General features: G+C 60.9%; 21 protein-coding genes and 3 tRNA genes. 1 reads left to right on the top strand and 23 read right to left on the bottom strand.

Annotation, left to right across the window (positions count from 1 at the left end; all coding sequences use genetic code 11):
* Positions 1–57 precede the first annotated feature (57 nt).
* Positions 58–1,341 (top strand): NAD(P)/FAD-dependent oxidoreductase, encoded by a 1,284-nt coding sequence (locus NH234_RS10935; RefSeq protein WP_367256479.1) that lies wholly within the window; start codon positions 58–60, stop codon positions 1,339–1,341.
* A 52-nt stretch (positions 1,342–1,393) separates the two neighbouring features.
* Here NH234_RS10935 and NH234_RS10930 read toward each other — a convergent pair whose 3' ends face one another.
* The 23 genes from NH234_RS10930 to leuC form a co-directional block, all read right to left on the bottom strand.
* On the bottom strand, positions 1,394–2,365 hold the full coding sequence (locus tag NH234_RS10930) for an XdhC family protein (protein ID WP_367256478.1): 972 nt from the start codon (positions 2,363–2,365) through the stop codon (positions 1,394–1,396).
* Positions 2,366–2,367: 2 nt separating this feature from the next.
* Positions 2,368–3,603: a cytochrome c gene (locus NH234_RS10925; protein ID WP_367256477.1), complete on the bottom strand. Its 1,236-nt coding sequence runs from the start codon at positions 3,601–3,603 to the stop codon at positions 2,368–2,370.
* Between the two features lie 2 nt (positions 3,604–3,605).
* On the bottom strand, positions 3,606–4,145 hold the full coding sequence (locus NH234_RS10920; protein ID WP_039771584.1) for a (2Fe-2S)-binding protein: 540 nt from the start codon (positions 4,143–4,145) through the stop codon (positions 3,606–3,608).
* Complete coding sequence (locus NH234_RS10915) at positions 4,138–6,969, bottom strand: xanthine dehydrogenase family protein molybdopterin-binding subunit (RefSeq protein WP_367256476.1); 2,832 nt, start codon at positions 6,967–6,969, stop codon at positions 4,138–4,140. The genes NH234_RS10920 and NH234_RS10915 overlap by 8 nt, the downstream gene beginning before the upstream one ends.
* A 409-nt stretch (positions 6,970–7,378) precedes the next feature.
* Positions 7,379–7,455, bottom strand: a tRNA-Asp gene (locus NH234_RS10910).
* A gap of 93 nt (positions 7,456–7,548) precedes the next feature.
* A tRNA-Asp gene (locus NH234_RS10905) sits at positions 7,549–7,625 on the bottom strand.
* A 54-nt stretch (positions 7,626–7,679) separates the two neighbouring features.
* A tRNA-Val gene (locus NH234_RS10900) sits at positions 7,680–7,755 on the bottom strand.
* Positions 7,756–7,845: 90 nt separating this feature from the next.
* Positions 7,846–8,622, bottom strand: a complete 777-nt coding sequence (locus NH234_RS10895; RefSeq protein ID WP_085712008.1) for an SDR family oxidoreductase — start codon at positions 8,620–8,622, stop codon at positions 7,846–7,848.
* Entirely contained in the window at positions 8,619–9,830 is a 1,212-nt protein-coding gene (locus NH234_RS10890) for an O-succinylhomoserine sulfhydrylase (protein WP_367256475.1), read from the bottom strand. The genes NH234_RS10895 and NH234_RS10890 overlap by 4 nt, the downstream gene beginning before the upstream one ends.
* Before the next feature lie 80 nt (positions 9,831–9,910).
* Positions 9,911–11,416, bottom strand: a complete 1,506-nt coding sequence (gene purF / locus NH234_RS10885) for an amidophosphoribosyltransferase (protein WP_007956466.1) — start codon at positions 11,414–11,416, stop codon at positions 9,911–9,913.
* A gap of 41 nt (positions 11,417–11,457) precedes the next feature.
* Positions 11,458–12,018: a CvpA family protein gene (locus tag NH234_RS10880; protein ID WP_007956464.1), complete on the bottom strand. Its 561-nt coding sequence runs from the start codon at positions 12,016–12,018 to the stop codon at positions 11,458–11,460.
* Positions 12,019–12,116: 98 nt separating this feature from the next.
* Positions 12,117–12,791 carry an SPOR domain-containing protein gene (locus NH234_RS10875; RefSeq protein WP_367256474.1) on the bottom strand — a complete coding sequence of 225 codons (675 nt, stop codon included), beginning with the start codon at positions 12,789–12,791 and terminating at the stop codon, positions 12,117–12,119.
* Positions 12,775–14,082, bottom strand: a complete 1,308-nt coding sequence (gene folC, locus NH234_RS10870) for a bifunctional tetrahydrofolate synthase/dihydrofolate synthase (protein WP_367256473.1) — start codon at positions 14,080–14,082, stop codon at positions 12,775–12,777. The genes NH234_RS10875 and folC overlap by 17 nt, the downstream gene beginning before the upstream one ends.
* Positions 14,079–14,999 carry an acetyl-CoA carboxylase, carboxyltransferase subunit beta gene (gene accD / locus NH234_RS10865; RefSeq protein ID WP_085712004.1) on the bottom strand — a complete coding sequence of 307 codons (921 nt, stop codon included), beginning with the start codon at positions 14,997–14,999 and terminating at the stop codon, positions 14,079–14,081. The genes folC and accD overlap by 4 nt, the downstream gene beginning before the upstream one ends.
* A gap of 192 nt (positions 15,000–15,191) precedes the next feature.
* The gene (locus tag NH234_RS10860) at positions 15,192–15,806 is read right to left on the bottom strand and encodes a phosphoribosylanthranilate isomerase (RefSeq protein ID WP_367256472.1); all 615 of its coding nucleotides are present in this window, start codon (positions 15,804–15,806) and stop codon (positions 15,192–15,194) included.
* A gap of 64 nt (positions 15,807–15,870) precedes the next feature.
* Entirely contained in the window at positions 15,871–16,695 is an 825-nt protein-coding gene (gene truA / locus NH234_RS10855; protein WP_085732481.1) for a tRNA pseudouridine(38-40) synthase TruA, read from the bottom strand.
* 223 nt (positions 16,696–16,918) lie between these two features.
* Positions 16,919–19,570: a FimV/HubP family polar landmark protein gene (locus NH234_RS10850; protein ID WP_367256471.1), complete on the bottom strand. Its 2,652-nt coding sequence runs from the start codon at positions 19,568–19,570 to the stop codon at positions 16,919–16,921.
* 209 nt (positions 19,571–19,779) lie between these two features.
* Positions 19,780–20,790 carry an aspartate-semialdehyde dehydrogenase gene (locus NH234_RS10845; protein WP_367256470.1) on the bottom strand — a complete coding sequence of 337 codons (1,011 nt, stop codon included), beginning with the start codon at positions 20,788–20,790 and terminating at the stop codon, positions 19,780–19,782.
* A 113-nt stretch (positions 20,791–20,903) separates the two neighbouring features.
* Complete coding sequence (gene asd / locus NH234_RS10840) at positions 20,904–22,016, bottom strand: aspartate-semialdehyde dehydrogenase (RefSeq protein WP_367256469.1); 1,113 nt, start codon at positions 22,014–22,016, stop codon at positions 20,904–20,906.
* A gap of 66 nt (positions 22,017–22,082) precedes the next feature.
* Positions 22,083–23,165, bottom strand: a complete 1,083-nt coding sequence (leuB, locus tag NH234_RS10835; RefSeq protein WP_114882105.1) for a 3-isopropylmalate dehydrogenase — start codon at positions 23,163–23,165, stop codon at positions 22,083–22,085.
* 69 nt (positions 23,166–23,234) lie between these two features.
* A complete protein-coding gene (locus NH234_RS10830; RefSeq protein ID WP_085732477.1) occupies positions 23,235–24,002 on the bottom strand; it encodes a class I SAM-dependent methyltransferase in 768 nt (255 codons plus the stop codon).
* Between the two features lie 36 nt (positions 24,003–24,038).
* Positions 24,039–24,683, bottom strand: a complete 645-nt coding sequence (gene leuD / locus NH234_RS10825) for a 3-isopropylmalate dehydratase small subunit (protein WP_064594825.1) — start codon at positions 24,681–24,683, stop codon at positions 24,039–24,041.
* A 10-nt stretch (positions 24,684–24,693) separates the two neighbouring features.
* Positions 24,694–26,112, bottom strand: coding sequence for a 3-isopropylmalate dehydratase large subunit (gene leuC / locus NH234_RS10820; RefSeq protein WP_085732476.1), 1,419 nt, complete (start codon positions 26,110–26,112; stop codon positions 24,694–24,696).
* Positions 26,113–26,159 lie beyond the last annotated feature (47 nt).

The following is a 26,159-nucleotide window of genomic DNA, read 5'->3' as shown; positions in this document are numbered from 1 at the left end:
TTTTCAACTCGGGTAGGATCGTCGCACTCGTAAAATATATTAAACAGAGGCTGCAGGATGGCGAACACCCCTTACCCAGAGTCTTATTACGCTGCGTCGGCCAACGCCGTACCGCCACGCCCTGCCCTGCAGGATGACGTGGAGACGGATGTCTGTGTGATCGGCGCTGGCTATACGGGACTTTCCTCGGCCCTGTTCCTGCTAGAGAACGGTTTCCGCGTGACCGTGCTGGAAGCCGCCAAGGTAGGCTTCGGTGCATCGGGACGCAACGGCGGGCAAATCGTCAACAGCTACAGCCGTGACATCGACGTGATCGAACGCAGTGTCGGCCCGAAGCAGGCTCAGTTGCTCGGACAGATGGCGTTCGAGGGCGGCCGGATCATTCGTGATCGTGTCAGCAAGTACAACATCCAGTGCGACTTGAAAGACGGCGGCGTATTCGCGGCCCTGTCGGCCAAGCAGATGGGCCACCTGGAATCACAGAAGCGCCTGTGGGAACGCTTCGGCCACACTCAACTTGAACTGCTCGATCAGCGCCGCATCCGCGAAGTGGTAGCCTGCGATCAATACGTCGGCGGCATGCTCGACATGAGCGGCGGCCACATCCACCCGCTGAATCTGGCACTTGGCGAAGCCTCTGCCGTGGAATCCCTGGGTGGCACTATCTATGAACAGTCTCCGGCCGTGCGCATCGAACGCGGCGCCAACCCGGTCGTGCATACACCAAAGGGCAAGGTCAGGGCCAAATTCATTATCGTTGCCGGCAACGCCTACTTGGGCAACCTTGTACCGGAACTGGCAGCCAAGTCGATGCCGTGCGGCACTCAGGTCATCACCACCGAACCGCTCGGCGATGAACTGGCGAAATCCCTGCTGCCACAGGACTACTGCGTCGAGGACTGCAATTATCTGCTCGATTATTACCGCCTCACTGGCGACAAACGGCTGATCTTCGGCGGCGGCGTGGTGTACGGCGCGCGGGATCCGGCGAATATCGAGGCGATCATCCGCCCGAAAATGCTCAAGGCTTTCCCGCAACTCAAGGACGTTAAGATCGACTACGCCTGGACCGGCAATTTCCTGCTGACCCTGTCGCGTCTGCCTCAGGTCGGGCGCCTAGGCGACAACATCTATTATTCTCAGGGCTGCAGTGGCCACGGCGTTACCTACACGCACCTGGCCGGCAAAGTACTGGCCGAGGCGCTACGTGGACAAGCCGAGCGCTTCGATGCGTTTGCCGACCTGCCGCACTATCCGTTCCCAGGCGGGCAACTGCTGCGCACACCGTTTGCTGCACTCGGCGCGTGGTATTACGGACTGCGCGACAAACTCGGTTTCTGACGCGCAAAAAAAAGGGCCGCTGAAAAGCGGCCCTTTTTACATTCAGCACAGATTACAACTGATCCCGCGCAATCCCGCTGCGAATCCGCAGGATATCCGCGAGCACCGCCAAAGCGATTTCCGACGGCGTCTTGCTGCCCAGGTTAAGACCGATCGGCGCATGAATCCGCGCCAGCTCGTCATCTCCCAATCCGCCAATCCGGCGCAAACGCTCGAAGCGCTTCTGCGACGTCTGCTGCGAGCCCATGACGCCGATGTAGAAAGCCTCTGTACGCACCGCTTCCATCATCGCCAGATCGTCGATACGCGGATCATGGGTCAACGCCACCACCGCCGTATCACGGTGACAGCCGCCATCGGCGATGAACACCGACGGCAGTTGCCGGCGAATTTCCACGCCATCAAGCACCACGCCTTCCAGCACTTCATCACGTGGGTCGCAAAGAATCACCTCGAAACCGAGACCCACTGCGAATTCGGCACACGCCTGTGCCACGCTGGAATACCCCGCCAGCAGCAAACGCTGGGCAGCGCCGATACGAATCCGTACCCGATCGATTTCACGCTCGATCCGCGCACCCTGCTCGTGATCGGCAAACAGGCTACGCGCGCCGGTCGCCAGATCGACCTCGCGAATCAACCGGCGCTGACCCAGCAATGCCGATTCAAGCTCACGCAGATGCGCCTGTACATCGCAGTCGGCGTCAAATTTCTCTACCAGCACATCGAGAATGCCGCCACAAGGCAGGCTGACCCGCGAGCGCGGATCGTCACCTTCGCCATAACGCACGACGTTGATTGCATCGAGAAATGCACCTTCGGCGACGCGCTCGAGAAAATCTTCCTCGACGCAACCACCGGACAGCGACCCGATCCACTGGCCGTTGTCGTCCACCGCCAGCAGCGAACCTGGCGCACGAGGCGCCGAGCCGTAGGTCGTCAGCACGGTGCAAAGCCAGATGCGTCGCCCCGCTGCCGACCACTCCAGCGCCCGCCGCACAACCTGCAGATCGAGATGCTGCATGATCAGTGCACCTTGCGCTCGATAGACGGAGCGTCAGCCTGAAGCTTCTGCACATCGCCCACCGCCAGTTCAGCAGATTGCCCACCCCAACCCTGACGGAGGTAGTTCAGCAGATCGGTCAGTTGTTCGGCACTGAGCTTGTCGGCAAAACCCGGCATCGGCTGCATATGTTCGAATCCGGCGAATTTCTGTTCGCCGATACCGTCCTCGATCACTCGAACCAGATTGCGCGGGTCTTCCAGACGCAGCGTGGTATTGCCGCGCATGGCCACCGCGATATGCGGCTTGCCTTCGCCACCGGCCGCGTGACAGCCGGCGCAGACGTTCAAGTATTCCTGACGGCCGCGTTGAGCGCTGGCACTGAGTTTCTCTACTGGCACATCGTTCAGCTCTTTCGCTGCCGGCGGCTTGTCGCCGAGCAGGAAGGTTGCCATCGCCGCCAGATCCGGATCATTCAGGCCCTGGGTGCTGTTGTGGAACACCGGGAACATCTCGTTGAACATCGTGCCTTGGGCGCTCATGCCGTGTTTGAGGAACGTGCTCAGGTCCTGTTGATTCCAGCCGCGAGCCGCCAGATCCGTCGCCAGCAGGCTCGGTGCCAGGTAGCCGTTGAGGATGCCGCCGGTCAGGCGTTTGTCCAGTTGCATCGCGCCAGGCAAGCCGCGTGGCGTGTGGCATTCGCCGCAATGACCGAGCACTTCGACCATGTACTGGCCGCGCTTCCAAGCGTCGCTTTTACCTTCGGCCGGCTCCAGCTTCAAGGCTTTGCCGTACATCATGTTCCAGCCCATCAGGCCCGGACGCACGTTGAACGGAAAGCTCAGGCTCGTCACCGGCGCGGCGCGCTCGATCGGCTCGATGGTTTTCAGATACGCATGAATCGCATCCGAATCCGCACGCGGCATCAAGTGATACGAGGTGTACGGCATCGCCGGGTACAGATTGGCGCCGTCGCGACGCTTGCCTTCGGTGAGCGCGGCGAAGAACTCTTCATCGGTGTAGAGACCGATGCCGTGCTCCTTGCTTGGAGTGATGTTGGTGCCGTAGATCGTGCCGAACGGCGACACGATCGGCAGGCCGCCGGCAAACGGCGCGCCGCCTGGTGCTGTATGGCAAGCCATGCAGTCGGCGGCGCGGGCGAGGTATTCGCCGCGCTTGACCTGATCATCTGCATGCGCCGCCAGCACAGGCACGGCAAACCCGACCGCCAGGGTCAGGCGGGTCAATAAACGCTTCATGCTTAACCCTCCTTGACCAGGCCGAGATCGGTCAGCACGTTGCGTGTGGCGTTGTAGTAACGCACATACCCGGTGCAACGGCAGATGTGATGGCCGAGGCTGTCCTCGATGACTTGTTCCAGTTTGCTTTTGACGATCGGCTGGCGTTGCAGCTTTTCCACCAGCACGGTCGCGGCGTTGACGAAGCCCGGTGCGCAGTAGCTGCACTGGAAAGCAAATTCGTCGACGAAACGCTGCTGGATCGGGTTCAGCTCGGTGACCTGGCCTTGCTCGTCACGCTTGGCGTGGCCTTCGATGGTGCGGACTTTCTTGCCCTCGAAGTAATGCGCGCCGGTGATGCAGGTGCGCACTTCCTCGCTGGTGCCGTCCGGGTTGTCGACGATCACCACACAGGCGTGGCAGATGCCCTGGCCGCAGCCCAGGCGCGAGCCGGTGAGGTTCTTGTATTCGTGCAGGTAATCGATCATCGGCAGGTCATCAGGGATGTCCACCGGGCCGACGGATTGACCGTTGAGGGTCAGTTGAAGCGGACGGTTAGCCATTGAGGGCCTCCTTGATGCGCGCAGCAGTGATTGGAAGATCGCGGACACGTTTGCCGATGGCGTGGGCCACGGCGTTACCGATGGCACCGACCACCGGGATCATCACCACTTCGGCGATGCCTTTTGACGGGTCGCTTGGGGACAGCGGCGGCAGGATTTCCGACGTCTGCTTCCACACCGCCACATGGCGCGCCATCGGCAGGCGATAACGGTTGAAGTTCCAGTCACCCTCCCCCGGCCCGCCTTCGTACAGCGGCATCTCTTCCATCAAGGCGTGACCGATGCCCATGGCGATCCCGCCTTCGAGCTGGCCACGAACCAGTTCTTCAACCAGCACCCGACCGCATTCCAGCCACGAGTGATGGTTGAGCACTTCGACTTCTGCCGAACCTTTGTTGACCTTCAGCTCGACCAGCGTTGCGACCGGGCTGTAGTAGGTCACGGCGGCGTTATTCAGTTGAACCACCGGATAGGCGATGTTCTGCCGATCCAGCAGGTGGAAACCGGCACTGGTCATCTGTGCCTTTTTCGCTTTTGGCGCACCATCACCGTATTTCACCGCCAGACCGTCGAGCGGCAGACGTTCGCGCACGCCGTCGATGCTGTATTCGGCTTCTGCCCAGCTCCAGCGGTTGAAACCGTGAACCGTGGCGCCAGTGACCAGACCGCGCTCGTGCGCACGCTTGGCCAACTCTTCGAAGGTCAGTGGCTGCATGCCGTTGGCGGTCAGTTTGCCGTCAACCCAATGCGCATCTTCGCGACGCACCACGTAAGGATTGGCCTGGCCGCCGTACGGACCCTGACGCCAGATCTCCAGCGCTGCAGGCCACAGACCGTGGTTGAACAGCACGCGCGCCGCTTCACGGGTGGCGTGGCTGAAGTAGTAGGCAGAGTTGGTCGCGGACGACGCGGAAGCCAGCTTGCCGACCCAACGCGGGTTACGCAGGAAGTTGTCCTGCTCGGCCTGGCTCATGATGTAAGGGTTGCCGGCGGTCACCAGCTGCATTTCCTTCCATTCGGTTTCGCCCGTCTTCACGTCGTGCGCCGGGCTGCCGAGGAAATCGGCGACCACCAGGGCTTGCGAAGTGGACATGCCGGTACCGATCTCGATACCGATGTGACGCAGGGAAATGCGTCCTTCAGCGGTGAACTCGATGCTGGCCATCGGCGCTTCGGAACCGGTGCCGAAGTCTTTCTGGCAAATGGCGAAACCCACGCCATACCAGTTGTCCGGGTCTGCTGCTTCACGCTGTTTCTTGATTGCGTCGCGGTTTTTCCAGACTTCGTGCAGCGAAGCCTTGTCGAGAATCTCGTGCAGGCGCAAGGCACCGGCCGGGATCGCGCCCTGGGTGTTTTTCATTCCCGAACGCAGTGCGTTCTTGCGGCGCAGATCGATGGCATCGACACCAAGGCGATCGGCGATTTCGTCGACCATCATTTCGGTGGAGGCCATGCTCTGCAGCGTGCCGTAACCACGCATCGAACCCGCTTCAACGGCGCGGGAATGGTAAGCAGTGACCTGCAGGTCGTTCTGCGGCATGTAGTAGATCGACTGCGCCGCAGTGGCGCCAACAGCGGCCACCGACGGGCTGTAGTTGATCCGGCCGCCACCATCGACGCTCATTTCGGCGCGGAAAATCTTGAAGCTGTGGTCGGTCTTGTCCACCGCCAACTGGTAGCGAATGTCGAACGGGTGACGCTTGATGCCGCTCTGGAACTGCTCGTAGCGGTCGTTGGCCAGGCGAATCGGCACACCTGCGCCGTACAACGCTGCCAGGGCCGCGTAGTAGACGAAAATGTTGTGGTCCTTGGAACCGTAACCGACGGTGTAACCCGGGTGCATGTTCAGGTTGGCCAGGCCGAAGCGCGACGGCGAGATCATCTTCGCGGTCTCGGTTGCCGCTTCCAGCGGGCACTGGGTGGCAACGACGAAGTGCAGGGTCTTGGTGGCCGGGTCGTACCAGCCGTTGCCGTTGTCCGGTTCCATCGCGGCCGGTTCGATCGACGGGGTCTTGTAGCGCTCGTCGAACACCAGCCAGTTGTCCGGTGGGGTGTCGATCTCTTTCTTCATGCGGTCGGCGTAAAACAGGCCGCGCTCGGTCAGATTGCCGTGCAGGTTCGGCTGGGAATTCCACACCGGACGACGGTTTTTCAGCATCGGGAACAGGATCGAGTCCTTGAGGCTGGCGAACTCGTCTTCATCCGCCGACGTCGGGCCACCGACGCGCACGTAGCGGAAGCTGCCATAGGGGTCGCCTTCGTAGAACGGTACTTGAGCACCGTAACGAATCGCTTTGTCATTGAATTTGAGTTTGTTCTTGGCCTGGCGGAACCGCTCGAAGTCGTTCCAGATCAGGATAGCCACCGGGTGACCGATGAACATCGGTACCTTGCCCTCAGGCAGCAGAGGATCCGGGGCGTGCTCCTCAGGGAACACGATACCGTCCTTGTCCAGGTCGGCAGCGGTGACGATGCGGTCAGGCTGCAGATCAGCGCCGAGCCACGACAGGTCATAGCCGTCGTAGATGCGGTCGGCCTTGATGGTTTTCAGCAACATGGCGTGGCCCTGTTGCTGGGGCCAGCCCGGCATGTCCTTGGAACGGATGTCGCGGGCAAACACTTTGCTGCCGCAGACCTTGGACAAGGCATCGTTACGCTGGCGCGCCTTGCCGTTGTTGCCGAGCCATTGCTCGGACGGCACGGTCACGCTGTTTTCCATCAAGGCAGCCAGCGCCTGACTGCTGAGCGGCGTGAGCGTAACGCTCACACCCGCCACCAGCCCGCCCTGAAGGAACGAGCGCCGGGATATTTCACGGTTGGACATGGATCATCCTCTGGGCGGTTATGGATCCGCCCTTCTGGTTATCTACTGGGAATCTCGAGTCTTGCAGAAGCCCTTTTTGGCTAAACAAAGGGCGTGATGACAGTGCAAAGCTGACCGAAAGGTTAACTTTAAAGGTTTCTGCGCTCGCAGCAAACAACCAGTTACAAAAAATTGACTAAAGAATCAAAAATCAATGTGGCATTGCATCGCAGTGACCCGATGACGCAGAAGATATTGCCGCGCGGACAACGTGCAGTCGTCGCGAGGCACTGGAGGAGGAATTTGGGAAAGGTCAAATTTCAGACACAAAAAACCCCGGTCTTTCGACCAGGGTCTTTGCTATCGATTCCGAATCAACCAACGGTTGCTTTCGGTGTTTCAAGGCGTTCAGTGGTCCTTGAAACAGATATGGCGCAGCGGACGGGACTCGAACCCGCGACCCCCGGCGTGACAGGCCGGTATTCTAACCGACTGAACTACCGCTGCGTATCGCTTTGAGCTGATGCTCAAGTAACTCGTTTGACTGAAAGCTTCGGTGCTTTTCAATCGCGAACCAGACAGTATCTGACTCGTTAAATATGGCGCAGCGGACGGGACTCGAACCCGCGACCCCCGGCGTGACAGGCCGGTATTCTAACCGACTGAACTACCGCTGCGCGTCGGTGGAGGCACTTTCAGCCTACCTCTTGCTTTCGCAAGTATCTCGGGAGTGGTGGGTGATGACGGGATCGAACCGCCGACATTCTGCTTGTAAGGCAGACGCTCTCCCAGCTGAGCTAATCACCCGTTTGCATCTCCGAGGCCGCGAAATTTACGCAGGTAGCGAACCTAAGTCAATAGCAGGATTGAAGTTTTTCTCAAAAAGACAAAAACATGTTATTCCGAGTAAATCATCTTCTTGGTCATACCGCCGTCGACCACGAATTCCTGCCCCGTCACAAACCCGGCATTCTTCGACAGCAGCCACGCCACCATCGCCGCCACATCCTCGACTGTCCCTACCCTGCCCGCCGGATGCTGGGCATGATCGGTATCAGTCAGTGGTTCGGCACGCCGCGCAGAGGGATCCCGCGCATCGATCCAGCCCGGACTGACCGCATTGACACGAATCTCCGGTCCAAGGCTGATTGCCAGCGCATGAGTCAACGCCAGCAAGCCGCCCTTGCTCGCCGCATAGGCTTCGGTATCAGGTTCTGACTGCGCCGCTCGGGTCGAGGCCAGATTGACGATCGCCCCGTTGTGCGCCCGCAGATAAGGCGCGCAATGCTTGGCCAGCAACATCGGCCCGCTGAGATTCACCGCCAGCACCCGGTTCCAGTAGGCCAGATCCAGGCTTTCCAGGGTGATGTTGTGCGGATCGGCCACCGCCGCGTTACACACCAACGCATCCAGACGACCGAACTGCCCCAGCACTTCCGCAACGCCGAGCGCCACCTGGCTTTCATCCGCCACGTCCATGGCGATGAACCAGGCGTTTTCACCCAGCACTTTCGCGACCTTGGAACCACGCGCCCGGTCCAGGTCTGTCAGCACCACTTGCCAGCCTTCGCTGATCAGCCACGCTGCGATCCCCAGACCGATGCCGCGAGCGGCACCCGTGACCAGCGCAACGCGGCCATGGGTGCCCGTATTTGGCGTGGACAACTCGATCACAACGCCGCCAGACCGCGCGCCAGGTCGACTTGCAGGTCAGCGACGTCTTCCAGACCGACCGCGATGCGGATCAGGCTGTCACGAATCCCCGCCGCTTCACGCTCCTGCGGCGCCAGACGACCATGGGAGGTAGTGCTCGGGTGGGTGATGGTGGTTTTACTGTCACCCAGGTTGGCAGTGATCGAGATCAAACGGGTTGCATCGATAAAGCGCCACGCGCCCTCTTTGCCACCCTTGACCTCGAAGCTGACGACCGCACCAAAGCCCTTCTGCTGACGCTGGGCCAGCTCGTGCTGCGGATGGCTCTTGAGACCGGCGTAATGCACTTTCTCGATGCCATCCTGCTGCTCCAGCCATTCAGCCAGTTGCTGGGCGTTGGCACAGTGCGCCTTCATCCGCAGATTCAGGGTTTCCAGGCCTTTGAGGAAGATCCAGGCATTGAACGGGCTCAGGGTCGGGCCGGCAGTGCGCAGGAAGCCGACGATTTCTTTCATCTGCTCGCCGCGACCGGCCACCACGCCGCCCATGCAACGGCCCTGGCCATCGATGAACTTGGTGGCCGAGTGCACAACGATGTCTGCACCGAGCTTCAGCGGTTGCTGCAGCGCAGGCGTGCAGAAGCAGTTGTCGACCACCAGCATCGCGCCCTTGGCGTGTGCGATTTCCGACAGCGCAGTGATATCCACCAGCTCAGCCAGCGGGTTGGACGGCGACTCGACGAACAGCAATTTGGTGTTGGACTTGATCGCCGCATCCCAGGCCGACAGATCCGCCAGCGGCACGTAATCGACTTCCACGCCGAAGCGCTTGAAATACTTCTCGAACAGACTGATGGTCGAACCGAACACGCTACGCGACACCAGCACATGATCGCCAGCACTGCACAGGCTCATCACCACCGCCATGATCGCGGCCATGCCCGTCGCTGTAGCTACGGCTTGCTCGGCGCCTTCCAACGCAGCAATGCGCTCTTCGAACGAACGAACGGTCGGGTTGGTGTAACGCGAGTAAACGTTGCCCGGCACTTCCCCGGCAAACCGTGCAGCGGCGTCGGCGGCGGTACGGAACACGTAGCTGGAAGTGAAGAACATCGGATCACCGTGCTCGCCTTCCGGCGTACGGTGCTGACCGGCACGTACGGCCAGGGTATCGAACGCTACGCCTTCGAGGTCGCTGTCCAGCCGACCGGCATCCCATTCCTGACTCATGCTGTCACTCCTTGCCCTGTTCTCGATAAATAAAAGTCTTTTGCCAGATACAAAACCGGCCCCTAAGGGCCGGTTGAAACTCAGTTGTTGTACAGATCGATGATCGCACTGACCGCCTGGGTCTTGACCTTCGAGGCATCGTTGCGTGCCTGTTCGATCTTGTTCAGGTAAGCCTCATCGACGTCGCCGGTGACGTACTTGCCGTCAAACACCGCGCAATCGAAGTTTTCGATCTTGATCTTGCCGCCGCCGACCGCTTCGATCAAGTCAGGCAGATCCTGATAGATCAGCCAGTCAGCGCCGATCAGGTCAGCCACATCCTGAGTCGAACGATTGTGCGCGATCAGTTCGTGTGCACTCGGCATGTCGATGCCGTACACGTTCGGGAAGCGCACAGCCGGAGCAGCCGAGCAGAAGTAGACGTTTTTCGCGCCGGCTTCGCGGGCCATCTGGATGATCTGCTTGCAGGTGGTGCCGCGAACGATCGAGTCATCCACCAGCATCACGTTCTTGCCGCGGAATTCCAGCTCGATGGCGTTGAGCTTCTGGCGTACCGACTTCTTGCGCGCAGCCTGGCCGGGCATGATGAAGGTACGGCCGATGTAACGGTTCTTGACGAAGCCTTCGCGGAATTTCACGCCCAGATGGTTCGCCAGCTCCAGCGCGGCAGTGCGGCTGGTGTCCGGAATCGGGATGACTACGTCGATGTCGTGCTCAGGACGTTCGCGCAGGATCTTTTCAGCCAGCTTCTCACCCATGCGCAGACGGGCCTTGTAGACCGATACGCCGTCGATGATCGAATCCGGACGCGCCAGGTAGACGTGTTCGAAGATGCAAGGGGTCAGGGACGGGTTGGTCGCGCACTGACGGGTGTGCAGCTTGCCGTCTTCAGTGATGTAGACCGCCTCGCCTGGCGCCAGGTCGCGAATCAGGGTGAAGCCGAGCACGTCCAGCGAAACGCTTTCGGAGGCGATCATGTACTCGACGCCTTCGTCGGTGTGACGCTGGCCGAACACGATCGGGCGAATGCCGTGCGGGTCACGGAAACCGACGATGCCGTAACCGGTCACCATAGCCACGACAGCGTAACCACCGACGCAACGGTTGTGCACGTCGGTCACGGCGGCAAACACGTCTTCTTCGGTCGGCTGCAGCTTACCGCGCTGGGCCAGCTCGTGGGCGAACACGTTGAGCAACACTTCCGAGTCGGAACTGGTGTTGACGTGACGCAGATCGGATTCGTAGATCTCTTTGGCCAACTGTTCAACGTTGGTCAGGTTACCGTTGTGCGCCAGGGTGATGCCGTACGGCGAGTTGACGTAGAACGGCTGAGCCTCGGCCGACGTCGAGCTGCCGGCAGTCGGGTAACGGACGTGGCCGATACCCATGTGGCCGACCAGGCGCTGCATGTGACGCTGTTGAAACACGTCACGCACCAGGCCATTGTCCTTGCGCAAGAACAACCGGCCATCATGGCTGGTCACGATACCGGCAGCGTCCTGGCCGCGGTGCTGGAGCACGGTTAGCGCGTCATACAGCGCCTGATTGACGTTCGACTTACCGACGATACCGACGATGCCACACATGCGACGCAACCCCTACTTAATGGATCTGAACTGAACAACACTTACTGAGGCGTTTTGGCCGACGGCAAGAGTTGCTCCTTGAACGGAATATCAGCGGGTACGCTGATTCCGCTGGCAAGCCACTGACTGCTCCACCCGAGAATCAGGTTCTTGGACCAGTCGGCGACCAATAGAAACTTTGGCACGAGCTGTGATTCTTTCCACCACCCGTCCTGCTGTACCGGCCCCAGGCTCAACAGCCCGACCGCCACGACCACCAGCAACACGCCACGCGCAGCGCCGAAGGCCATGCCGAGGAATCGATCGGTCCCGGACAATCCGGTGACGCGAACCAACTCGCCGATAAGATAATTGATCATCGCGCCCACGATCAGTGTGGCGACAAACATGATGGCACAGCCCGTGATCACACGAGCCGATGGAGTTTGAATGTATCCGGCGAGGTACTCGGACAGCGAGCCACCGAACATCCAGGCAACAGCTCCTGCGATGATCCAGGTCACCAGCGACAATGCTTCTTTGACGAAGCCGCGGCTCAAACTGATCAAAGCGGAGATGGCGATGATTGCAACGATCGCCCAGTCAACCCAGGTAAATGGCACAGTGCAGCCTACAGACGGATAAGGCGGCGCATTTTAGCAGAGCGCATGGCTGTCGGTAAGCTGCGATTGTCAGTGCATTTCAATCGACGTGATAGTTTTCAGCCACGCTCGGGCTGGAAGCGCACCACAAACCCCTTGAGGTTCTGCTGGCGGCTCAGCAAATCGCGCAAACGATCGGCTTCGGCGCGCTCGATCAGCGGACCGACAAACACACGATTCTTGCCATCGGCGGAGCGGATGTAAGCGTTATAACCCTGACTGCGCAGGGTTTTCTGCAGGCTTTCGGCGCTGGCGCGACTCGACAGACTGGCCAACTGCACCGACCAACTTACCGACAGGCCATTGGCATCGACGCGGCTCTGGGTGGTATCGGGCTTGGCAGACAGCGCAGCGATCGGCTGGGCCGGGGCTGCAGCAGGCTTGGTCACCGGCGCAGGTGCAGGTGCAGGCGCAACGGCGACTGGCTTGGCTACCGGTGCTGGAGCCGGTGTCGGCGCAGCAGGTGTAATCGGTGCCGCTGGCGCTGCCTGCTCGGCAACCTCGTCGTCACTCGGCACCGGCTCTTGCGGCAGAACCTGCGGCTCAGGCACCGCCACTGTCTCCATCTGGATTTGCGCCACGGCAGGCGCTTGCGGCGCTGCCGGCGCCTCGACGGTTACCTGACGCTGTTCATCCTGACGGGAAAACAGCATCGGCAGGAAAATCACCGCCAGCGCCACCAGCACCAGGGCACCGACCATGCGCTGCTTGTACGCTTTATCCAGCAAAGCCATTTGCCGCTTCCTCCGTGGAGCGCCGAGACAACCATTCCAGGGCCTCGGCGACACAATAAAATGATCCGAACAGCAAGATCTCGTCGTCGCTGGTGGCCACTGCACACTGCCCTTCCAGAGCCGCCGCCACGCTGTCATAAGACGTGACCGAAGCGCCAAGGTTCTGCAATGCGTCATTCAATTCAGCCACCGGACGCGCCCGCGGCGAATCCAGCGGCGCCACCGCCCAATGCTGGACGCTGGCATTCAACTCACCGATGACACCGCCCAGATCCTTGTCCGCCAACAGGCCGAACACCGCCAGACGCTTGCCGACCGGCGGACGCGCAGCCAGACGCCGCGCCAGATACTCCGCCGCATGCGGGTTATGGCCAACGTCCAGCAGCAGATTCAGACGCTTGCCATTCCATTCGAACGAACGACGATCAAGACGACCGACCACGCGAGTCGCCTTCAACGCCGCAACAATCTGCCCGGCATTCCATGGCAAACCGAGCAGCAGATAAGCCTGCAACGCCAGCGCAGCGTTCTCCATCGGCAGATCGAGCAAAGGCAAATCGTGCAGCTCGACGAGCTGACCTTCAGCATCGGTGCCGCGCCACTGCCAGAATTGATCAGTGATGCCGAGATCGAAATCGCGCCCACGCAGGAAGAACGGGCAAGCAAGTTCGCGCACCTTGTCCAGCAAAGGTTGTGGAGGATTCAGATCGCCGCACAGCGCTGGTTTGCCCTGACGGAAAATCCCGGCCTTCTCGAAGGCCACGGATTCGCGGGTGTTGCCCAGGTAATCGGCATGATCGACACCAATGCTGGTGACCAGCGCGACGTCGGCATCGACCACGTTGACCGTGTCCAGACGCCCGCCCAGACCGACTTCCAGCACCACCGCATCGAGCCCGGCCTGCTGAAACAGCCAGAACGCCGCCAGGGTGCCCATTTCGAAGTAAGTCAGGGACGTTTCGCCACGCCCAGCCTCGACCGCAGCGAAGGCTTCGCACAGCTGCGCATCAGTGGCTTCGACGCCATTGAGCTGCACCCGCTCGTTGTAACGCAGCAGGTGCGGGGAATTGTAGACACCAACGCTCAGGCCCTGCGCCCGCAGCAGCGAAGCCACGAAAGCGCAGGTCGAACCCTTGCCGTTGGTGCCGGTGACCGTAATCACCCGAGGCGCCGGCTGGCCCAGCCCCATACGGGACGCTACCTGTTGCGAACGCTCCAGCCCCATGTCGATGGCCGAGGGATGCAACTGCTCAAGGTAGGCGAGCCACTCGCCAAGGGTGCGCTCGGTCATACGTTGGCAGGCACCGGCGGAACGACGATCGGCTCGATCGGCGCAGCAACGAAGGTTGGTGTCGGCTTACCGGTCAGTTGTGCCAGCAGGTTGCCCAGACGTGGACGCAGCTCGCGACGGTCGATGATCAGGTCGATAGCACCGTGCTCCAGCAGGAATTCGCTGCGCTGGAAGCCTTCCGGCAGTTTTTCACGCACGGTCTGCTCGATCACGCGCGGACCGGCGAAGCCGATCAGGGCTTTCGGCTCGCCGACGATAACGTCGCCCAACATCGCCAGACTGGCGGAAACGCCACCGTAGACCGGATCGGTCAGTACGGAGATGAACGGAATGCCCTCTTCACGCAGACGTGCCAGCACGGCCGATGTCTTGGCCATCTGCATCAACGAGATCAGGGCTTCCTGCATCCGCGCGCCACCGGAGGCGGAGAAGCAGACCATCGGGCAACGGTTTTCCAGGGCGTAGTTGGCGGCGCGCACGAAACGCTCACCGACGATGGCGCCCATGGAGCCGCCCATGAAGCTGAATTCGAACGCCGAAACCACGACAGGCATGCCCAGCAGGGTGCCACTCATGGAAACCAGTGCGTCTTTCTCGCCGGTCTGCTTCTGGGCAGCCACCAGACGATCCTTGTACTTCTTGCCGTCACGGAATTTCAGACGGTCAACCGGTTCCAGATCGGCACCCAGCTCAACACGGCCTTCGGCATCCAGGAAGATGTCGATGCGCGCACGAGCGCCAATACGCATGTGGTGGTTGCATTTAGGGCAAACGTCCAGGGTCTTTTCCAGCTCCGGACGATACAGCACAGCCTCGCAGGACGGGCATTTGTGCCACAGACCTTCAGGCACCGAGCTCTTTTTGACCTCGGAACGCATGATCGAAGGGATCAGCTTGTCTACCAACCAGTTGCTCATGCTTTCTTTCTCCAGTACCGGCGGCCCGAACGCTCTGGTTCGCGGCCCCGTGTATGCCCTTCAGCTAAATTCATGTGTGGCGATGATCGTCTGGGCTGCCGGATCAGCGGAACTGACCTGCGTACAACCCGAAAAAACCCTCAGCCTCTTTTCTACAGAGCTGTGGACGGCGGCAGTCTGCCAGCCGTCACATCAACGTACGGCGTTGATGAACGCCCGAATCTTTGCGTGATCCTTGATGCCCTTGCTCGCCTCTACCCCACCGCTGACGTCCACGGCGTATGGCCGCACCCGGGCAACCGCATCAGCGACGTTCTCCGGCGTCAGTCCGCCTGCCAGAATCAGCGGCTTGCTCAAACCCTGCGGAATCAATGACCAGTCGAACGCCTCGCCGGTTCCACCGGGCACGCCTTCAACATAAGTATCGAGCAGCACACCGCTGGCGCTCGGGTAGGCATCGCAGGCGGCGGCGATGTCATCACCTGCCTTGACCCGCAGGGCCTTGATGTACGGACGGTGCCAGCCTTCGCAGTCGGCGGCGGTCTCATCACCGTGAAATTGCAGCAGATCCAGTGGCACGGCATCGAGGATTTCCCCGAGCTCGCAGCGACCGGCATTGACGAACAGTCCGACCGTGGTCACAAACGGCGGCAATGCGGCGATGATCGCGCGCGCCTGCTGAACGGTTACCGCCCTTGGACTCTTAGCGTAGAACACAAACCCGATAGCATCGGCCCCGGCCTCGACGGCTGCCAACGCATCTTCTATGCGGGTAATCCCGCAAATCTTGCTGCGAACGGCCGACATGTCGATAAAAACCTCAAGGCAAATCCGGGAAAGTCCCGGATGGTAACAAATGCATTCGAGGGCGTCAGCCGTCAAGTTCCGAGAAACCCGTAAGGAAATGTGGCCCGATGAAACGCTCGGGCAACGGGAACTCATCGTGGTACTCGACCTGCACCAGGTACAGCCCGAACGGGTGCGCTGTGACGCCGCCGGAGCGCCGCTCGCGGCTCTCAAGGACCTCTTTCATCCACTCCGGCGGCCGTTCGCCGGCACCGATCGTCATCAGCACCCCGGCGATGTTACGCACCATGTGGTGCAGAAAGGCGTTGGCACGGATGTCCAGCACGATCATCTTGCCGTGACGAGTCACGCGCAGATGATGCATCTGCTTGATCGGAGACTTGGCCTGACACTGCCCTGCCCGAAACGCGCTGAAATCATGGGTACCAATCAGATACTGCGCGGCCTCAGCCATGCGCTCCACGTCCAGCGGACGGTGATTCCAGGTGATTTCTTCATTGAGATGCGCCGGACGGATCTGATCGTTGTAGATCACGTAGCGATAGCGCCGGGCAATGGCCTTGAACCGCGCATGGAAGTGCGCAGGCATGACCTTCGCCCAACTGACACTGATGTCGTGGGGCAGATTGATATTGGCCCCCATGACCCAGGCTTTCAGCGAGCGGTCGACCTGGGTGTCGAAATGCACGACTTGCCCGCAGGCATGCACACCGGCGTCCGTGCGCCCGGCGCATTGCAGCGAAACCGGCGAGTTCGCGACCTTCGACAAGGCTTTCTCCAGGGTTTCCTGCACCGTGAGCACACCCGTGGACTGACGCTGCCAGCCGCTGTAGCGCGAGCCCTTGTATTCAACGCCCAAGGCGACACGAAAAAAGCCTTCGGGGGCCATTTCGGCGGCCGGGTTATCTATGTTTGCCAAGTCGGTACAGCCTGCTGATCTACAAAGGCGAGCATTATAAGGCGGCTATCCGGGGATACCAGAGAGTTCTCCATCGACCAACCCGACCTCATCGCTGGCAAGCCAGCGATGGCATTAGCTCAAGCACCATAGAATCCAGCACGAACAAAAACGGCAGCCTTAAATGGGCTGCCGCTTTTGGTTTAGCTCAATATCAAGCCAGATGCGAAAGCATTTCCTTCGCTTCGCTCTTCTGCTTATCGTCACCCTCACTGAGCACTTCGTTGAGGATGTCGCGCGCGCCGTCGTTGTCGCCCATGTCGATGTAGGCCTGAGCCAGATCGAGCTTGGTGGCGGCTTCGTCGGTACCGGCGAGGAAGTCGAAGTCCTCGTCGTTCAGATCACCGCCCAACGCTGCGTCGGATTCAGTGAAGCTCGGCTCGTTCATGCTGCTCGAGAGGCGATCCAGCTCGGCATTGACGTCGTCCAGCTCGGCGGCGAAGGCATCCGGCTCAGACGGGGTCGCATCCATTTCGTCGGCCAGGGACAGGTCGAAATCGGCTGGCAGCTCCAGATCATCCAGAGGCGCTTCAGCCACCACTGGCGGCTCGACCGACGGCAGATCCTTCACGCTCTCGTCGAGATCCAGCAGGAAATCGTCGTCAGCCAGTTCAACCGGCACAGGATCGGCACCGAGATCCAGGTCCAGATCGAAGTCAGACAGGTCGTCGAGGTTTTCCTTGATTTCGGTCTGTTGCTGCAGCACCGACTCGAAGCTCAGGTCGTCATCGGCCGGGAATTCGTCCAGCTCTACCGGCGCTTCAGGTTCGACGGCCGCCACCGGCGCAACAGGCTCCACCGGTTTGATGTTGTCGAGATCATCCAGGCTCAGGTCAAAAGCGCTGTCCAGATCGTCGTCCACCTTGGCGGCAGGCGCTTCTGGCTCATCAAGCAGCAATTCCTTGACGTACTCCGCATCCAGTTCGGCAGCGATAGCCGCTGCCGCCAGACCGGCAGCCGCAACGACCGCCATAGCCGGGAAGCGTTTTTTCAGTTCTTCGACCTTGGCGAAGTTGTCGCCATTGGCAACCAGTTGGCGCTCCTGACCGACGAAAGCATCACGATCACCCTGGCGACCGTAGACTTCCATCAGCTTCAGACGCAAATCACTGCGCTGCGGTTCCAGGCTGACGCCCTCCTCCAGCAACGCTGCCGCCTGATTCAGACGACCGCCATCGATATGCGACTGCGCCTTGTCCAACACGTCGTCGGAGCGCTCGGCCGCCGGCGCCACCAGCGGTGCGGCGATCGGCTCGGCCATCACCACCGGAGCCACCACAGGGGCAGGTGCCGGTGCCGGTGCCGGAGCTGGCGCAGGCGTGAGCTTGACGCTTGCCGCAGGGACTTCCAGGCCTTCAAAGCTGTCTTCCGGCAGATCAAGTTCAGGCGAGAACGACTGTTCTTCCAGGGCGCGAGCCATGCGCAGATGTTTCTCGGCTTCCTGTTGCGCTTTGCGACGACGGGCCAGCAGCAACAGCAGAAGCAGGAACACCACCGCGCCACCACCGACCAGACCCAGCAGGATCGGGTTGGTCAGCAGTTCGTTGAAGGTCTTGTCTTGGTCGGCAGCAGACTTCGGCTCGACCACCGGCTCAACCGGTGCCGGTGCGGCGGCTTCAGGCGCAGGTGCGGCAGGTGCCGCCTCGGCCGGCGTCGCCGGTGGAGTTGCAGCCAGTTCCGCAGTAATGGCCGGAACCGGCGCAACGGCTGGCGCAGCCGCGTCAGTTGCCGGCGCCGGAGCAGTGCCCGGGCCTTCAGCCTGCATTTTCGCCAGTTGATTGTTCTTCAGCTCGATCAGGCGTTGCAGTTTGTCCAGCTGGCTTTGCAGGTCAGCCATGCGGCTTTTCAGTTCTGCGTTGTCACGACGGGTCGTATCGAGGCTTTCCTGGGTCACCGCCAGCTTGTTGCTCAGAGCCTTGGCGTCACCAGCCGGCCCCTTGCCGCGAGCCTTGCCGCTTTCGGCGGAAACGAGGCTCAGGTTGTCCTTGGCATTCTGCGCACCGCCGGCATTGGCGCGACCACGCTTGGTAGCATCGAGCTGTTGCTGACCGGCGCCCGGCTTGGCCACGTAACGACGCCCCTGACGCCAGGCTTCGTTCTGCGCGGCAACCTCGGCAATCGCTTTCGACTGCGGCAGCGCAGTGCTTTGCACCTGATCCGGCAGGCGCAGCACCTGGCCGGTTTTCAGGCGGTTGATGTTGCCGTCGATGAATGCGTCAGGGTTCAGCGCCTGAATTGCCAGCATGGTCTGCTGGATCGAACCGCCGGTGCGCGCCTTGGCCGCGATTTCCCACAGGGTATCGCGCGGCGTGGTGGTGTGGCTCGGATGCGTGGCGCCGGTAGTTGGTGCGGTGATCGTCTGCGACGGCGCCGGTTGCGCAGCGGCATCGGCGGTCTGCGGCGAGAATTTCGATGGGTCCAGCAATACGCTGTAATCGCGCAACAGGCGGCCGTTCGGCCACATCACCTGCACGAGGAATTTCACCATCGGTTCCGACAGCGGCTTGCTCGAGGTTACGCGCAGCACGCTTTTGCCGCTGGCGTTGAGCACCGGGGTGAAGGTCAGATCATTGAGGAAGGCCTGGCGATCGACGCCGGCCTTGGCGAAATCTTCCGGCGAGGCCAGGCTCGGCACCACTTCGGCAGCAGTGAGATCCTTGACATCGAGCAGCTCGATTTCCGCCACCAGCGGCTGGTTCAGGGTCGACTTCAGGGTCAGCTCCCCGAGCCCGAGGGCATGCGCCATACCGGAGGACAGCGCCGAGGCGGCCGCTATTGCTAACACCAGTTTGCGAACTTGAACCATAGCCTCTTCCTTTGTTTGAACGTTCCTCGGCGAGCGAGAAGATGTTGATTGTCGCTGCCGTAAGGCATTGCGCGCGACGACGACAGCATGCCGCGCGCGATCATTTCTTTGATGCCCCGGAAAGTCCCGGAGGGTATTACGTCATCAAGCGGTCTGGCCAAGCATAGCGCCCGGCTAGAATCAGTCGACAAATTGTTGCCAAGTATCTTTTACAGCAGGCCTTTTATCAACAACTCGGCCACTTGCACCGCGTTGAGCGCCGCGCCTTTGCGTACGTTATCTGACGTCAGCCACAGATTAAGTTCCGACGGCTCGTCGACACCGCTACGCACCCGCCCGACATAGACCACGTCCTGCCCCACCGCGTCACCGACCGCGGTCGGATAATCACCGGCCTCGACCAGCTCGATCCCCTCGGCATCTTCAAGCGCGGTATTGACCTTTTCCAGGTCGACCGCGTTCGCTGACTGCAAGGTCACGCTAAAGCTATCGCCAAAAAACACCGGGGCTTGAACGCAAGTTGCGGAAATCTTTAATGAAGGTTTGGCCAGCACCTGGCGCAGCTCGCGCACCAGACGCTTTTCCAGCAGCGTGTGGCCGTGCGTGTCCGGCGTACCGACCTGAGCCAACAGGTTGAACGCCACCTGCCGATCGAAGAATGTCGGCTCCAGCGGACGCATGTTCAGCAGCTCCGTCGTCTGGCGAGCCAGCTCGGAAACCGCCTCACGGCCTTGGGCAGAAACGGCCAGACTGGCGGTGACATGCACATATTGCAGATCGACCAGATCAAGCAACGGCGCCAGCACCACCGCCAGCGTGGTGGCCGACGGACTCGGGCTGCTGACCTGGAACGGCACTTTCAAACCAGCCAGTACATCGAAATTGACCTCCGGCACCACTTGCGGCGCCTGATCTGCCGACAAGGCGCCGGACAGATCCACCAGCGAGCAACCCGCCGCATGAGCACGAGCCGCGTAGCTCAGGGTGATGGCCGGGCCGGCGGCAAAGAACGCCAGTTTGACCTTGCTGAAATCGAACTCGTCGACTTCGCGCACACGCACGTTCTTGTTGCGAAAAAGCACCGAGCTGCCGGCGGATTCACTGCTGGCCAGCAGGTGCAGGTTGCCGACCGGGAAGTCGCGCTCCTCGAGAATCTGCACAAGGGTTTCGCCGACAATACCGGTGGCGCCGATCACGGCAATATCAATGGGCTGGCTCATGGTGCGACCTCTGGTGGAACGGGGGGAGCGGCACTTTACCGGGTGGCTGCCGGACAGGCAAAAAAAAACCCGCGCCTCTTGCAAGGCACGGGTTCTTTCATTGCATCAAGCGATCAACGCTCAAGCAGGATCCGCAGCATGCGGCGCAGCGGTTCGGCCGCGCCCCACAGCAACTGGTCGCCGACGGTGAACGCGCCAACGAACTGCGAACCCATGTTCAGCTTGCGCAGACGACCGACCGGTACGTTCAGGGTGCCGGTGACTTTCGTCGGGCTCAGCTCCTGCATGCTGATTTCACGGTTGTTCGGCACCAGCTTGACCCAAGGGTTGTGCTGGCTGATCAGCCCTTCGATGTCGGCGATCGGCACGTCTTTGTTCAGTTTGATGGTCAGCGCCTGGCTGTGGCAGCGCATGGCGCCGATGCGCACGCAGATACCGTCGACCGGGATCGGGCTCTTGAAGCGGCCGAGGATCTTGTTGGTCTCGGCCTGGGCCTTCCACTCTTCGCGGCTCTGGCCGTTCGGCAATTCCTTGTCGATCCACGGGATCAGGCTGCCGGCCAGCGGTACGCCGAAGCTTTCGGTCGGGTAAGCGTCGCTGCGCATGGCTTCGGCCACACGACGGTCGATGTCGAGGATCGCGCTGGCAGGATCGGCCAGTTGATCGGCGACAGCGGCGTGGGTCGCGCCCATCTGCTTGATCAGTTCACGCATGTTCTGCGCGCCGGCACCGGAGGCCGCCTGATAGGTCATGGCGCTCATCCACTCCACCAGACCGGCCTCGAACAGACCGCCCAGCCCCATCAGCATCAGGCTGACGGTGCAGTTGCCGCCGATGTAGTTCTTGGTACCCGCGTCGAGCTGCTGGTCGATGACCTTGCGGTTGACCGGGTCGAGGATGATGACGGCGTCGTCGTTCATCCGCAGGCTCGAGGCCGCGTCGATCCAGTAACCCTGCCAGCCGGCTTCGCGCAGCTTCGGGAACACTTCGCTGGTGTAGTCGCCGCCCTGGCAGGTCAGGATCACGTCGAGGGTCTTCAGCTCTTCAATGCTGTAAGCGTCCTTGAGCGGAGCAATGTCCTTGCCCACGGACGGGCCTTGGCCACCGACATTGGAAGTGGTGAAAAACACCGGCTCGATAAGATCGAAATCCTGCTCTTCCAGCATCCGCTGCATGAGCACGGAACCGACCATACCGCGCCAACCGATCAGACCTACACGTTTCATCGCAACTACACCTTCTTGAAAAGTGGGCCGCTGCTTTGTATTGAATTTCGCAGCGGGCCCGAGAGATTACAGATTCCGCAGCGCGGCGACTACTGCGTCACCCATTTCCTGCGTACCGACTTTAGTGCAACCGGTCGAAAAGATGTCGCCGGTGCGCAGGCCCTGATCCAGCACCACACTGACCGCTTTCTCGATGGCATCCGCCGCTTCGTGCAGATTGAAGCTGTAACGCAGCATCATCGACACCGACAGAATGGTCGCCAGCGGGTTGGCGATGCCTTTGCCGGCGATGTCCGGCGCCGAACCGTGGCAAGGCTCGTACATGCCCTTGTTGTTGGCGTCCAGCGAGGCCGAGGGCAGCATGCCGATGGAGCCGGTGAGCATCGACGCTTCGTCGGACAGGATGTCGCCGAACATGTTGTCGGTGACGATCACATCGAACTGCTTCGGCGCGCGCACCAGTTGCATGGCGGCGTTGTCGACGTACATATGGCTCAGTTCGACTTCAGGGTAATCCTTGGCCACCTGCTCGACCACTTCACGCCACAGTTGGCTGGACGCCAGCACGTTGGCCTTGTCCACCGAGCACAGCTTTTTGCCACGAACCATGGCCATGTCGAAACCGACGCGGGCGATGCGGCGGATTTCGCTTTCACTGTACGGCAGGGTGTCGTAGGACTGACGCTCGCCGTTTTCCAGGGTACGGGTGCCACGCGGCGCACCGAAATAGATGCCACCGGTCAGCTCACGGACGATCAGAATGTCCAGACCGGAAACGATTTCCGGTTTCAGGCTCGATGCGTCTGCCAGTTGCGGGTACAGGATCGCCGGGCGCAGGTTGCCGAACAGGCCCAGTTGCGCACGGATTTTCAGCAGGCCGCGCTCAGGGCGGATGTCACGCTCGATGGTGTCCCATTTCGGGCCGCCCACGGCGCCCAGCAGCACAGCGTCGGCGGCGCGGGCGCGATCGAGGGTTTCATCGGCCAGCGGCACACCGTGCTTGTCGATGGCGGCGCCACCGATCACGTCATGGCTCAGCTCGAAGCCCAGGCTGTACTTGTCGTTGGCCAGTTCCAGCACCTTGACCGCTTCGGCCATGATTTCCGGACCAATACCGTCGCCTGGGAGAATCAGAATCTGCTTGCTCATGCTTTCCTCGTGTCTTCAGTCGGTGCGCCATCGACTGGCGCGCCCGGAAAAATTCTTATCGTTCCAAGATTACTTCTCAGCCCAAAGCACCAGTACATCTGTACTGAACGAACCATCGGCCTCAATCTCAAAATATTCGCGCACTTCGTTGCCCATCGACCGCTGCAACTCGCGGATCGCGGCACGCATCACCTCGGGCGTACGCATACGCTCGACCCAACTGTTGTACTCCAGACGCAGGCGCTGACGCGTGGTGCTGCGGGTGTGCAGACCAGCCTCGCTGACCTGGCGCAGCCACTCACCGGCAGAATAATCGCGTACATGGCTGGTGTCGCGCAGCACTTCGACGCTCTGCAAATAGGTGTCGAACAGCGGACTGCCCGGCGACAGCACATCAATGAACGCCGCCACGCCACCCGGCTTCAGCACCCGACGCACTTCGCGCAGGGCCACGCCGAGGTCACTCCAGTGATGCGCCGAGTAGCGGCTGAACACGAAATCGAACTCGCCATCAGCGAACGGCAGGTGCTCGGCGGCGCCGTTGACCGTGGACACATTGCTCAAACCGCGATCAACGGCAGCGGCGGCCACTACATCAAGCATCTGCTGCGACAAGTCGTAGGCCACCACTTCCTTCACCAGCGAAGCGACGTGAAAACTCACGTGCCCGGCGCCGCAACCCAAGTCCAGCACCCGCGCCTCGCCCTGCCCCGCCAGTTCAGCCTGTAGCAGCGCAAATTCAGTGCCTTGAGCGTGAACGGCGCTGCTCAGGTAGGCGGCGGCCTGTTCACCGAATTGCTTTTGTACAACCTGACTGTGCTGGGCGGTGCTGGTCATGAGTACTTCCTTCGTTGGGGTTTCAACCTTTCAAATTCACGCGTCGCGGAACAACCAAGGCTGGCTCGCACGATGCTTGGCTTCGAACGCGGCAATCGCATCGCCGTCCTGCAGGGTCAGGCCGATGTCGTCCAGGCCGTTGAGCAGGCAGTGTTTGCGGAAGGCGTCGATCTCGAAGCGATAGACCTTGCCGTTCGGGCTGGTCACGGTCTGCTCGTGCAGATCGATCTGCAACTGATAGCCCGGCTCGGCCTCGACCTGTTTGAACAGCTCGTCGACTTCGGCGTCGCTCAAGATGATCGGCAGCAAGCCGTTCTTGAAGCTGTTGTTGAAGAAGATATCGGCATAGCTCGGCGCGATGATGCTGCGGAAACCGTATTCTTCCAGCGCCCAAGGCGCGTGTTCACGGCTGGAACCGCAACCGAAGTTCTCGCGGGCCAGCAACACGCTGGCGCCTTGATAACGCTCGGCGTTGAGCACGAATTCCTTGTTCAGCGGGCGCTTGGAGTTGTCCTGATACGGCTGGCCGACATCCAGGTAACGCCACTCGTCGAACAGGTTCGGGCCGAAGCCGGTGCGCTTGATCGATTTCAAGAACTGCTTCGGGATGATCTGGTCGGTGTCGACGTTGGCACGATCCAGAGGTGCGACAAGGCCGGTGTGCTGGGTAAAAGCTTTCATGCTGCGCTCCTCAGATCAATTCACGAACGTCGATGAAACGACCGTTCACCGCCGCCGCAGCGGCCATGGCCGGGCTGACGAGGTGGGTACGGCCACCGGCACCCTGACGACCTTCGAAGTTACGGTTGGACGTCGAGGCGCAATGCTCGCCGGACTCCAAACGGTCCGGGTTCATCGCCAGGCACATCGAGCAACCCGGCTCGCGCCATTCGAAACCGGCCTCGAGGAAGATCTTGTCCAGACCTTCGGCCTCGGCCTGCGCCTTCACCAGACCCGAGCCCGGGACCACGATGGCTTGTTTGATGGTCGATGCGACCTTGCGGCCCTTGGCGATCACCGCAGCAGCGCGCAAGTCTTCGATCCGCGAGTTGGTGCAGGAGCCGATGAATACGCGATCGAGCTGGATGTCGGTGATCGCCTGATTGGCAGTCAGACCCATGTATTTCAAGGCGCGGACAATCGAGTCGCGTTTGACCAGATCCATCTCTTTAGTCGGGTCCGGCACGTTCTGATCAACGGCCAATACCATTTCCGGCGAAGTGCCCCAGCTGACTTGCGGCTTGATCTGCGCAGCGTCGAGTTCGACTACGGTGTCGAAATGCGCGTCAGCGTCGGACACCAGGTCTTTCCAGGATTCGACCGCCAGATCCCACTCGGCGCCTTTCGGTGCGAACGGACGGCCCTTGACGTAATCCACAGTCTTTTGGTCCGCTGCCACCAGGCCCACACGGGCGCCGGCTTCGATGGACATGTTGCAGATGGTCATGCGGCCTTCGATGGACAGATCGCGGATCGCACTGCCGGCGAACTCAATGGCATGGCCATTGCCGCCGGCGGTGCCGATCTTGCCGATCACGGCGAGAACGATGTCCTTGGCGGTCACGCCGAACGGCAATTGGCCTTCGACACGCACCAGCATGTTCTTCATTTTCTTGGCAACCAGGCACTGAGTAGCGAGCACGTGCTCGACCTCGGAAGTGCCGATACCGTGAGCCAATGCGCCGAACGCGCCGTGGGTCGAGGTGTGCGAGTCGCCGCAGACCACGGTCATGCCCGGCAAGGTCGCACCCTGCTCCGGGCTGATCACGTGGACGATGCCCTGGCGGACGTCGTTCATCTTGAATTCGACGATGCCGTATTCATCGCAGTTGTCGTCGAGGGTCTGAACCTGCAAACGCGAGACCTGATCGGCAATGGCGCTGATGCCACCCTTACGCTCCGGGGTGGTCGGAACGTTGTGGTCCGGGGTGGCGATGTTGGCATCGATGCGCCATGGCTTGCGCCCGGCCAGACGCAGGCCTTCGAAGGCTTGCGGTGAGGTCACTTCGTGGATGATGTGACGATCGATGTAGATCAGCGCCGAACCATCGTCGCGCTGCTTGACCAAATGCGAATCCCAGAGCTTGTCGTAGAGCGTTTTGCCGGCCATCAGACGTTTCCTCATCAGCTTGTTTCTATGCCCTGGGCTTATCAATA

Origin of the sequence: Pseudomonas sp. stari2 (assembly GCF_040760005.1) — a bacterium.
Taxonomy (GTDB): Bacteria; Pseudomonadota; Gammaproteobacteria; order Pseudomonadales; family Pseudomonadaceae; genus Aquipseudomonas.
Note: the sequence above shows the minus strand (reverse complement) of the source record. Positions and strands in the feature narration are given on the sequence as shown.

Bases quoted from the DNA above. Each gene is read 5' to 3' on its own strand.
- NH234_RS10935 (WP_367256479.1), top strand. From the start codon at position 58: ATGGCGAACACCCCTTACCCAGAGTCTTATTACGCTGCGTCGGCCAAC.
- NH234_RS10930 (WP_367256478.1), bottom strand. From the start codon at position 2,365: ATGCAGCATCTCGATCTGCAGGTTGTGCGGCGGGCGCTGGAGTGGTCG.
- NH234_RS10925 (WP_367256477.1), bottom strand. From the start codon at position 3,603: ATGAAGCGTTTATTGACCCGCCTGACCCTGGCGGTCGGGTTTGCCGTG.
- NH234_RS10920 (WP_039771584.1), bottom strand. From the start codon at position 4,145: ATGGCTAACCGTCCGCTTCAACTGACCCTCAACGGTCAATCCGTCGGC.
- NH234_RS10915 (WP_367256476.1), bottom strand. From the start codon at position 6,969: ATGTCCAACCGTGAAATATCCCGGCGCTCGTTCCTTCAGGGCGGGCTG.
- NH234_RS10890 (WP_367256475.1), bottom strand. From the start codon at position 9,830: ATGAGTCAGGAATGGGATGCCGGTCGGCTGGACAGCGACCTCGAAGGC.
- purF (WP_007956466.1), bottom strand. From the start codon at position 11,416: ATGTGTGGCATCGTCGGTATCGTCGGTAAGTCGAACGTCAATCAGGCG.
- NH234_RS10875 (WP_367256474.1), bottom strand. From the start codon at position 12,791: ATGGCTTTGCTGGATAAAGCGTACAAGCAGCGCATGGTCGGTGCCCTG.
- folC (WP_367256473.1), bottom strand. From the start codon at position 14,082: ATGACCGAGCGCACCCTTGGCGAGTGGCTCGCCTACCTTGAGCAGTTG.
- accD (WP_085712004.1), bottom strand. From the start codon at position 14,999: ATGAGCAACTGGTTGGTAGACAAGCTGATCCCTTCGATCATGCGTTCC.
- NH234_RS10860 (WP_367256472.1), bottom strand. From the start codon at position 15,806: ATGTCGGCCGTTCGCAGCAAGATTTGCGGGATTACCCGCATAGAAGAT.
- truA (WP_085732481.1), bottom strand. From the start codon at position 16,695: ATGGCCCCCGAAGGCTTTTTTCGTGTCGCCTTGGGCGTTGAATACAAG.
- NH234_RS10850 (WP_367256471.1), bottom strand. From the start codon at position 19,570: ATGGTTCAAGTTCGCAAACTGGTGTTAGCAATAGCGGCCGCCTCGGCG.
- NH234_RS10845 (WP_367256470.1), bottom strand. From the start codon at position 20,790: ATGAGCCAGCCCATTGATATTGCCGTGATCGGCGCCACCGGTATTGTC.
- asd (WP_367256469.1), bottom strand. From the start codon at position 22,016: ATGAAACGTGTAGGTCTGATCGGTTGGCGCGGTATGGTCGGTTCCGTG.
- leuB (WP_114882105.1), bottom strand. From the start codon at position 23,165: ATGAGCAAGCAGATTCTGATTCTCCCAGGCGACGGTATTGGTCCGGAA.
- NH234_RS10830 (WP_085732477.1), bottom strand. From the start codon at position 24,002: ATGACCAGCACCGCCCAGCACAGTCAGGTTGTACAAAAGCAATTCGGT.
- leuD (WP_064594825.1), bottom strand. From the start codon at position 24,683: ATGAAAGCTTTTACCCAGCACACCGGCCTTGTCGCACCTCTGGATCGT.
- leuC (WP_085732476.1), bottom strand. From the start codon at position 26,112: ATGGCCGGCAAAACGCTCTACGACAAGCTCTGGGATTCGCATTTGGTC.